The following is a 9,308-nucleotide window of genomic DNA, read 5'->3' on the forward strand; positions in this document are numbered from 1 at the left end:
TTTACGACGCATCATTCTGGGATTCAAGGATTGACCCGTACTTTTTTTTCTGGTCAAACCTGTTACAAAGCTTTAAATCTTTTTATCGCCTATTTTCACGACGATTTCAAGTAAGTTGTCGACAAGATCACAAAAAATTCAATTAATTTGTGATCTTAGCTCGTTAAACCATGTACATTGCACCATTGACGTGCAATGTTTCTCCAGAGACATAAGCTGCTGCGTCTGATGCTAAATAAACGACAGCTGCGGCAATTTCGTCAGGCTGCCCTAAACGACCCGCTGGAACATTTGCTAGGGTCGCTGCCTTTTGCTCATCAGTTAGCTCATCTGTCATGTCTGTTTGGATAAAACCAGGCGCTACAGTATTTACTGTAATACCGCGAGATGCAACCTCACGCGCTAATGATTTCGTAAAACCAATTACGCCGGCTTTTGCTGCAGCATAGTTGGCTTGACCTGCATTCCCCATCGTACCCACAACTGACCCGATGTTAATGATGCGGCCGTTTTTCTTCTTCATCATTGGGCGAAGTACTGCTTTTGATAAGCGGAAAATAGATGACAAGTTAGTGTCGATAATATCATCCCACTCTTGATCTTTCATTCGCATCAACAAGTTATCGCGGGTGATACCAGCATTATTTACTAATACATCAATATCGCCCAAATCTTCTTTAATTGCTGATAAAGTTGCTGCGATTGAGTCGGCATCTGTCACGTTCAGCGCATAACCTTTACCGTTATCACCTAAGTATTCAGAGATGCGCTCGGCACCAGACTCGCTAGTTGCGGTACCTGCAACTTTTGCGCCTTGGGCAATCAAAGCATTAGCGATTGCTTTACCAATACCTCGGCTTGCACCTGTAACTAGTACTACCTTACCTTCTAAAGAAAATAAATTACTCATAATGTTCTCGTTCTTATTTTGTGGCTTCAATTGAGGCCAAATCATTTACCGATGCGCACGATACTGAACGATCTATACGCTTCACTAAGCCTGTGATCACTTTGCCTGGGCCAAACTCAAATGCCGTAGTAATACCCTCTTTAGCAACTTTTTGAACCGTCTCAGTCCATCTCACCGGACTATAAAGCTGGCGGATCAGCGCCTCTTTTATCGCTGCTGCATCTTTTTCGACTGTAACATCGACGTTGTTGATCACAGCAAATTTAGGTTCAGAGAATGTTAGCGACGCTAAGTCTTTTGCTAATTTATCAGCAGCCGGTTTCATTAATGCACAATGAGATGGTACGCTGACTGCAAGCGGTAACGCTCGTTTGGCTCCGGCTTCTTTACATGCTTCAGATGCGCGATTAACTGCTTCAACGTGACCCGCAATAACTACTTGCCCTGGGGAGTTATAGTTTACCGGTGAAACGACGTCACCCAGTGCAGATTCAACACAAACTTGAGCAATCACGTCATCATCCAAACCAATAATTGCAGCCATAGAACCAGTACCTGCTGGAACAGCTTCCTGCATGTATAAACCACGCTTTTCCACTAATTTTACGGCATCAGTAAGAGGTAAAACATCTGCACACACTAACGCAGAATATTCACCTAAACTATGGCCAGCTAGTGTTAACTCAGCGTCAATACCTTGGTCTTGCCAAGCTCTAAAAATAGCAACGCTTGCAGTTAATAACGCAGGCTGAGTACGGTGAGTTTGATTTAATTCTTCCTCAGGGCCGTTTAATACTAACTCAGCTAAATCATAGCCTAGTGCTTCTGAGGCCTCAGCGAAGGTTGCTTTAACTGTGTCAGAAGATGTAAGTAACTCGGACAACATACCCACGCTTTGCGAGCCTTGGCCGGGGAAAAATAATGCGATTTTTTGTGACATACTGTGCTCTTATCTTCTCTATTGTCGCCACGTCCTCATGTCACTGCATAGCGTTAAGAATGAGAACCTGACGGTTGCTTTTCTGTGTCGACTTGTTCAAATACCGCTTGGATCTTCTCAGGGATCTTACGCTGAACTTCTTGTGCAGCTTCTTCAATTGCGGCCAAAAATGCCTTATTGGTAGCATTTCCGTGACTTTTCACAACAATACCGCGCAATCCTACCAGACTTGCACCGTTATACTGGTCGGGGTTCACCCTTTTGTACAATTTTTTTATAATGGGTCGGAGTAAAAATGCCAACGCTTTATAAAAAAAGTGCTTTTTTAACGCTTTACTAAACTTGTGCATAATAAGTTTGGCTATGCCTTCACATGTTTTTAGTGCGACATTGCCCACAAAGCCCTCACAGACAATCACATCAGCCTTGCCTGAAAACATATCACTACCTTCACAATAGCCTTGGTAGTTAATAACAGAAGAGGATTTCATTAATTTTGCAGCTTGTTTAATACCATCGTGACCTTTAATTTCCTCAGAGCCAATATTAAGTAAGCATACTTTTGGTTCTGCAATATTGAGTGCCTGGCCTGCCACCACTGATCCCATAATGCCAAATTGATACAAGGTCTCTGGATCGCAATGCACATTTGCCCCCAAGTCTAATAAGTAGACAGGGTGTTTTTTTTCTGTAGGAACTGCAGAGATAAGTGCTGGACGCTTTATACCTGGTAGCATTTTCAAAACATAGTGCGCTATAAAAAACAATGCACCTGTATTACCAGAACTGACACAAGCTTGTGCTTCACCAGATTTAACTAGATCTAATGCTACTCTCATGGAGGAATGTTTTTTATTTCGAAGTGCCGAAGCAGGTTCACAGCTATTTGTAACGACTTCTTTACAGTGCCTAATGGTCAACCTGGGGTGGTCAAGCATACTAGCTTTAGCGAGTGCAGATTCGATAACCTGTTGATTACCGCATAAAATGAGGTTTAAATTCGGGTGCTTAAGAACGGCAGCAATAGCTGCAGGGATAGATGAACGGGGGCCGTAATCGCCCCCCATCATATCTAACGCAATGGTTAGATCGGTCAGCATAAAGCAATCTCTTAGTTAGAAATTACTTTAACGCCTTTGTAGTAACCGTCAGCAGTCACGTGGTGACGACGATGAGTCTCGCCAGAAACCTGATCTACAGTTAGAGCTGGTCCACTGATCGCATCGTGTGAACGACGCATACCACGACGTGCGCGTGACTTCTTGCTTTTTTGTACCGCCATTAGCCTTCTCCTAAGAATCTTTCTTAAGTTGTTTCAAAATATCAAATGGATTTGGTTTGCTATCTTCTGCTTCAATTTCACCAAAGCTCTTTGGCTCATCAGAATAAGAGCATTGCGCTTCATCATGCATAGGTACTATCGGTATAGCGAGTAATAGCTCGTCTTCGACTAGTTGTCTAAGATTAACTTCACCCTCTTCGTCAAGTTCCAATACATCATAACGCTCGGGAAGATCATCCGACTCTGCACCTAATCCGACTGGCGAATACGCAAAGTCTTGTTCCAAATCCAACCCTAATTCATCATTACAACGCTGACACACAAGTGTAAGATGCGCTTGGACTTTGCCTTGCACAACCACCAGACCTTGTTCGTCGATGTTGAAATGAATATCTACCGCTATTTCACTACTTTGATCTTGCACAACTTGCTGCAATCGAGAAAGTTCTTCGAGCGTTACAACACCGTCATAAGATGCTCGACGTTGCGCTGCTCTGCATGGATCAAGAGTGATGGGAATTTTCACCTTTTGCATAGGGGCTGCATCATATAGATAGTTACTGTGTTAGTCAAAGTAAAAATACACTTTCCCTTTGTTTTTCGCGTTATTGCACTTTATCCTGTAGGCAATGTTATCACAGAGATAAAAATTCCATGAAAACGCCTCTTATTCTAGCTTCTAGTTCGCCATTTAGGCAGTCAATTTTGAAAAAATTAATGCTGCCTTTTATGTCATTTTCTCCAGATATAGACGAGCGAGCGCGCGAAGATGAATCGGCAGAGCAACTAGTTGCTCGACTGAGTGAATTAAAAGCCCAAGCATCTATTAAAAAGTATCAAAAAGGTATTGTCATTGGTTCGGACCAAGTTGCACTCTTTGACGGTGAGATCCTTGGAAAACCTCATAACAAGGAAAACGCGGTGAAGCAACTAAGCTTGTTTAGCAATCATCGCGTAACGTTTTTGACCGGTTTGACGGTTTTTGACATTCAAAGCGGTAAAACACTTACTAACGTAGTGCCATTTCACGTTTATTTTCGAAAACTGACTCAAATGCAGATCAACAACTACTGTGATGCAGAAGCCCCCTATAACTGTGCAGGAAGTTTTAAAAGTGAAGGCCTAGGGATCTGCCTGTTTGACAAGCTAGAAGGGGAAGACCCAAATACGCTTATCGGTCTTCCACTCATTCAATTAACTAAAATGCTATTGGAGTTTGGCGTCGATGTGTTAGCTGAACAATCAAGCCAGTAATATTTGCGAGAGGTCTTGGTAGTTATCACAAATATGGCACGCTGATGTTTGCGATAACTGCTCTTTGGAAGCCACGCCCAGAGTCATTCCAATCGCATCAACACCGGCGTTTTTGGCAAGTTCCATATCAATGATTGAATCTCCAATCATAACGCTCTGCCCAGCGTCGACCCCGAGCTCTGCTAAAATTTGCAGTAACATATCAGGGTGGGGTTTAGATTCAGCCTCGCATGCGGTCCTTGTTGTAACAAAATACTCAGTTAGGCCATATTGCGCCATCAACCTATCCAGCCCCGTCCTGCTTTTCCCTGTGGCCACCGCGATTTTCACACCTCTATCTCGAAGCTGGTTTAATAATGACTCAACTCCAGCAAAAACAGGTGACGGCGTCTCATCTTCATTTGAATAACTATATTTATACGCTTGGACTAATGAATCTACCTGTTCATGATGCTGAGGAAATAGTACCTCCATGGCTTTAGGTAGCGACAAGCCAATAATACTTTTTGCCATTTCATCGCTCACGGGCGCAATACCACATGATTTTGCCGCCAAATGAATTGTATTGACAATTTTTGGTACTGAGTCCATCACCGTACCATCCCAATCAAAAATTACACACTTATAGCACATGCTATTTCCTTAGTTTTTGTAAACATGACTCCAGTGCAGCATCCAAAGGCGCTTCAACATGATGCGTGGTTTCTGTTTTAGGGTGTATAAACCTAAGCTCTTTAGCATGTAAAAATAGTCGGCTCAAACCAATATCGCGCATCTGTGCATCAAACACTTGATCACCGTACTTATCATCACATGCAATTGGATGGCCTTTACACTGTGTATGGACGCGAATTTGATGCGTTCTACCTGTCACAGGAGAGGCTTGAACTAAGCTTGCTGATTCAAACCGTTCTATAACTCTAAATCGTGTATGTGATGCCTTGCCCTGCTCGTGATCAACGCGCACCACACGCTCACCTGATTTTAGGGTGTTTTTACGAAGTGGCTCAGTAACGTTTTTATGCTTTGCATCCCATTGCCCAGCAACTAATGCCAAGTAATTCTTCTCCATGGTTTTTTCTCTTAATTGCTCATGGAGACCTTTTAGTACCGCGCGACGTTTGGAAATCAACAAACAACCTGATGTATCTCTATCCAAGCGATGAACCAGTTCTAAGCTTTGTTCTTGTGGTCTTAATGCTCGCAGTGCTTCAATTAAGCCATAACTCAGTCCACTACCACCATGCACAGCCATACCGGCTGGCTTATTTATAACAATCAGATACTTATCTTCATATAGAATCGCATCTTCAAGGTTTGCCACTTTATCAAGATTCTTAGGTACAAACTCTGTTTTTTCTGCAACACGTACAGGTGGGATGCGGATCTCATCGTTCATCTGCAGCTTATAAACCGGCTTTACCCGCTTTTTATTAACACGCACTTCCCCTTTGCGAAGGATCTTATATACGGCGCTCTTTGGCACCCCTTTCAAATGCGTAACTAAAAAGTTATCAATCCTTTGACCTTCTTGGTCTTCGGTCACGGTAACAAAGCTAACTTTTAATGCGGGTTTTTCTGACATTGCCTAATCACTGATTTGAGTAATAATTTAGTTGCTATCTCGACGTTATTAGTGGGATAATCAGCCCGCAAATTTTTGCGAGGTGCTTTTTATCGCAAAAACAATCGTGATGCACATCTTGGATGGCAGATCATACAGATTAGAGCTAATATTTCCAAAGCTTTTATCGAGCATCTAAGATAAACACGTGCGAACAGTCAATGCGAAGCGCGTAATATTTCGTTTAATGACTGGACACGAAAAAAACCAAAAAGCAAGAAATTAAAATTTGTCTGATACGCTGACCACCGTTGCAATAATACCCGTGCATAGCAGGCCGCAACTCGTGAATGTCGCAAAGTAATTGAGTCAAAAGATGGCGATGACCAAACTTGTCAAACCAAGTATGACTAGCCCGTGCATGACCACTTAGCGACACCAATAAATGTGAAGAAGCGAACAGTTAATCAGTGATTTTACCCTGATTTAAAGCGGAAACTGTGAATATACTCCTTTTCCCCAGTCGTGAGACTGCATCATTAAACCGGAGTATCCAAGGCGTAACATGCTGTCGCTGGAAAACGTATTAGGCGCTGTAAATAAATTGAGTAGAGAATTACAATATGAAACGTATGCTGATCAATGCAACGCAGCAAGAAGAAATGCGCGTAGCACTGGTTGACGGCCAGCGTCTGTATGATTTAGATATAGAAAGCCCTGGTCACGAACAGAAAAAAGCGAACATTTACAAGGGTAAAATTACCCGTATCGAACCTTCCCTAGAAGCCGCATTTGTTGATTATGGCGCTGAGCGTCACGGATTCCTCCCTTTAAAAGAAATTGCGAAAACTTACTTCCCTGACGGTTACACATTCAATGGTCGTCCAAATATCAAAGATGTGATCCGCGAAGGCCAAGAAGTTATCGTTCAAGTTGATAAAGAAGAGCGTGGCCAAAAAGGTGCAGCCTTAACCACCTTTATCAGCGTAGCTGGTAGCTACTTGGTGCTAATGCCAAATAACCCAAGAGCCGGCGGTATTTCACGTCGTATAGAGGGTGATGAACGTATCGAGCTAAAAGAAGCCTTGAGCCGATTGAACGTACCAAAAGGTATGGGACTAATTGTTCGTACCGCAGGGGTTGGAAAGTCGTTTGAAGAACTAGAATACGACTTAAAAGCGCTTTTAGTGCACTGGGAAGCTATCCAGAATGCAGCAGACAGCGGTAAGGCACCTTTCTTAATTCACCAAGAAAGTAACGTGATCTTCCGTGCGATCCGAGACTATCTACGTCGCGATATCGGTGAAATTCTAATTGACAAGCCTCGCGTTTTTGAGGAAGCAAAAGCCCACATAGAGCGTTTTCGTCCTGACTTTATCAATCGTGTGAAGCTATATCAAAACGATGTGCCTCTATTTACGCACTATCAAATTGAGAGTCAAATTGAGTCAGCTTTCCAGCGAGAGGTACGTTTACCTTCTGGTGGCTCAATTGTGATAGACCCTACCGAAGCACTAACTTCTATCGACATCAACTCGTCAAAAGCGACGAAAGGTGGCGACATTGAAGAAACGGCACTGAACACCAACTTAGAAGCCGCTGATGAAATTGCTCGTCAATTACGCTTGCGAGATCTTGGTGGCTTAATTGTTATCGATTTCATCGACATGACGCCTCCACGCCATCAGCGTGAAGTAGAAAATCGTTTGAAAGAAGCGGTGCGCACGGATCGCGCTCGCGTGCAAATAGGCAAGATTTCTCGTTTTGGTCTATTAGAAATGTCACGCCAGCGTTTACGTCCATCACTTGGTGAAGCGAGCCAACACACTTGCCCTCGCTGTGATGGTCAAGGTACTATTCGCTCAAACGAATCGATTGCTCTATCTATCCTGCGTCTTATTGAGGAAGAAGCAATCAAAGACAACACAGCTCAGGTAAATGCACAAGTGCCTGTTGCTGTTGGTGCGTATCTGCTAAATGAAAAGCGCCGCTCTGTCCAACGCATCGAAAAGCGCCACGAGTGTCATGTTGTTATTATTCCAAATCAGCACATGGAAACACCTCACTATGAAGTAGTTCGACTTCGTAAAGATGAAACGACCGAAGCTGCAAGCTACGAGCAGATCATTACGCCCGAGCCTGAGGTTATTGAAGTTGCAAAACCACAGGCAAACGTAAAAGAAGAGCCTGTACTCAAAGGTGTTGTGATGCCTGATGCACCGGCTCCAGCTCCAACTCAAGCTGAAAAACCACAAGCACGCAAGCCTGAAGCCAAACCTACTCAGGACAGCGCCGGTTTGTTCGCAAAGATTGGCCAGTGGATTAAAAATCTCTTTGCTGGTGACAGCCAAGAAGAAACAAAGCCAAGTGAAGAAAAGCCAGCTCGTGACACGAGCAATCGCGATAATCGTCGTCGTAATAATAACCGTCGTCGCAACAATAATCGTCGTCGTAATGAACCGCAGAAAGAAACTGCTGTTGAAGCGAAAGATGAAAACACCAGCAACGAGCAACGAGGTGATAATCGTAAGCGCCGTCGCCCTAATAACAGAAAGCGTCAAGATCAAGACAAGACCAACCGTTCAAGTAAGTCAGCCGTTGATGAATCGGTAAATGAAACAGCGAACACTGAAACACAGGTCAAAGAAGCGAAAGTTAAACCTCGTAGACAAAGACGTAATCTGCGTAAGAAAGTGCGTGTACAGGATACAAACGCAGGGCAGAGCAATGTAGCAGAGCCAACTCCAACTGAAGAAGTAAAAGTTGAAGTCAAGCCATTGGAACAGCCTGAAAAAGCAGTATCTGAGCAAAAACCTGAGCCGAAGCAGAGACACAAGAAGTCCAAGCCTACGGTACAAAAAACAGAAAAACATGAAGCTGTCGTGAGCGAAAGCGCTACGCCTGAAAAACACGAGACTGCCAAAGAGACACAGCCAGAAATTGATACCACAGTTTCTGCTGACGAAGTTATCAAGGTAAATGACACAGAGGCGCCAACACCGCTACTTGCTGAAGAAAATGATGATGAGAACAAAGAAGGTCGTACACGTTCTAGACGTTCACCTCGTCATTTGAGAGCTGCAGGCCAACGTCGCCGCCGTCCTGATACACCAGAAAAAGGTCAGTCAGCAGCTTTCATCCCAGTCGCCGATCAAGCCGCAGCTGAATATGAGGCTGAGCTAAAAGCGAAGTCAGTTGAAGAAGTGGTACCGCAAGCGGAAGCAGCGCCTGAAACCGCTGAAGAAGTGACACCGCAAGCAAAAGCAGCGCGTGAAACCGCTGAAGAAGTGGCTCCACAAGCAGAAGCAGCACCTGAAACCGCTGAAGAAGTGGCACCACAAGCAGAAGCAGCACTGAA

General features: G+C 43.9%; 9 protein-coding genes. 2 read left to right on the forward strand and 7 right to left on the reverse strand.

Annotated features, from left to right (window positions below):
* Positions 1–163: 163 nt before the first annotated feature.
* Genes fabG through yceD form a run of 5 tightly spaced genes read right to left on the reverse strand, consistent with a single transcriptional unit; the run spans position 164 to position 3,667 of the window.
* Positions 164–910 (reverse strand): 3-oxoacyl-ACP reductase FabG, encoded by a 747-nt coding sequence (fabG, locus tag D9603_RS08785; RefSeq protein ID WP_128731017.1) that lies wholly within the window; start codon positions 908–910, stop codon positions 164–166.
* 13 nt (positions 911–923) lie between these two features.
* Positions 924–1,850: an ACP S-malonyltransferase gene (fabD, locus tag D9603_RS08790; protein ID WP_128731018.1), complete on the reverse strand. Its 927-nt coding sequence runs from the start codon at positions 1,848–1,850 to the stop codon at positions 924–926.
* Between the two features lie 53 nt (positions 1,851–1,903).
* A complete protein-coding gene (plsX, locus tag D9603_RS08795; RefSeq protein ID WP_128731019.1) occupies positions 1,904–2,950 on the reverse strand; it encodes a phosphate acyltransferase PlsX in 1,047 nt (348 codons plus the stop codon).
* Between the two features lie 11 nt (positions 2,951–2,961).
* A complete protein-coding gene (rpmF, locus tag D9603_RS08800) occupies positions 2,962–3,132 on the reverse strand; it encodes a 50S ribosomal protein L32 (RefSeq protein ID WP_070985127.1) in 171 nt (56 codons plus the stop codon).
* A gap of 10 nt (positions 3,133–3,142) precedes the next feature.
* On the reverse strand, positions 3,143–3,667 hold the full coding sequence (gene yceD / locus D9603_RS08805) for a 23S rRNA accumulation protein YceD (protein WP_125253884.1): 525 nt from the start codon (positions 3,665–3,667) through the stop codon (positions 3,143–3,145).
* Positions 3,668–3,786: 119 nt separating this feature from the next.
* Here yceD and D9603_RS08810 point away from each other — a divergent pair, with 119 nt between their 5' ends.
* A complete protein-coding gene (locus tag D9603_RS08810) occupies positions 3,787–4,386 on the forward strand; it encodes a nucleoside triphosphate pyrophosphatase (RefSeq protein ID WP_128731020.1) in 600 nt (199 codons plus the stop codon).
* Here D9603_RS08810 and D9603_RS08815 read toward each other — a convergent pair.
* Together D9603_RS08815 and rluC are read right to left on the reverse strand one after the other, a co-directional pair.
* Positions 4,375–5,019 (reverse strand): HAD-IA family hydrolase, encoded by a 645-nt coding sequence (locus tag D9603_RS08815; protein WP_128731021.1) that lies wholly within the window; start codon positions 5,017–5,019, stop codon positions 4,375–4,377. The genes D9603_RS08810 and D9603_RS08815 overlap by 12 nt on opposite strands.
* 1 nt (position 5,020) lies before the next feature.
* Positions 5,021–5,971, reverse strand: a complete 951-nt coding sequence (gene rluC / locus D9603_RS08820; RefSeq protein ID WP_125253881.1) for a 23S rRNA pseudouridine(955/2504/2580) synthase RluC — start codon at positions 5,969–5,971, stop codon at positions 5,021–5,023.
* 602 nt (positions 5,972–6,573) lie between these two features.
* On the opposite strand from rluC, the gene rne reads away from it, so the two are divergent.
* The coding region (rne, locus tag D9603_RS08825; protein ID WP_128731022.1) for a ribonuclease E at positions 6,574–9,308 on the forward strand (2,735 nt) is incomplete at its 3' end.

This window comes from Pseudoalteromonas sp. PS5 (assembly GCF_004103255.1).
GTDB lineage: Bacteria > Pseudomonadota > Gammaproteobacteria > Enterobacterales > Alteromonadaceae > Pseudoalteromonas > Pseudoalteromonas peptidolytica.

What these genes read in the sequence shown, in the direction of transcription:
- fabG (WP_128731017.1), bottom strand. Translation starts at nt 910, where the DNA reads ATGAGTAATTTATTTTCTTTAGAAGGTAAGGTAGTACTAGTTACAGGT.
- plsX (WP_128731019.1), bottom strand. Translation starts at nt 2,950, where the DNA reads ATGCTGACCGATCTAACCATTGCGTTAGATATGATGGGGGGCGATTAC.
- fabD (WP_128731018.1), bottom strand. Translation starts at nt 1,850, where the DNA reads ATGTCACAAAAAATCGCATTATTTTTCCCCGGCCAAGGCTCGCAAAGC.
- rluC (WP_125253881.1), bottom strand. Translation starts at nt 5,971, where the DNA reads ATGTCAGAAAAACCCGCATTAAAAGTTAGCTTTGTTACCGTGACCGAA.
- yceD (WP_125253884.1), bottom strand. Translation starts at nt 3,667, where the DNA reads ATGCAAAAGGTGAAAATTCCCATCACTCTTGATCCATGCAGAGCAGCG.
- D9603_RS08815 (WP_128731021.1), bottom strand. Translation starts at nt 5,019, where the DNA reads ATGTGCTATAAGTGTGTAATTTTTGATTGGGATGGTACGGTGATGGAC.
- rpmF (WP_070985127.1), bottom strand. Translation starts at nt 3,132, where the DNA reads ATGGCGGTACAAAAAAGCAAGAAGTCACGCGCACGTCGTGGTATGCGT.
- D9603_RS08810 (WP_128731020.1), top strand. Translation starts at nt 3,787, where the DNA reads ATGAAAACGCCTCTTATTCTAGCTTCTAGTTCGCCATTTAGGCAGTCA.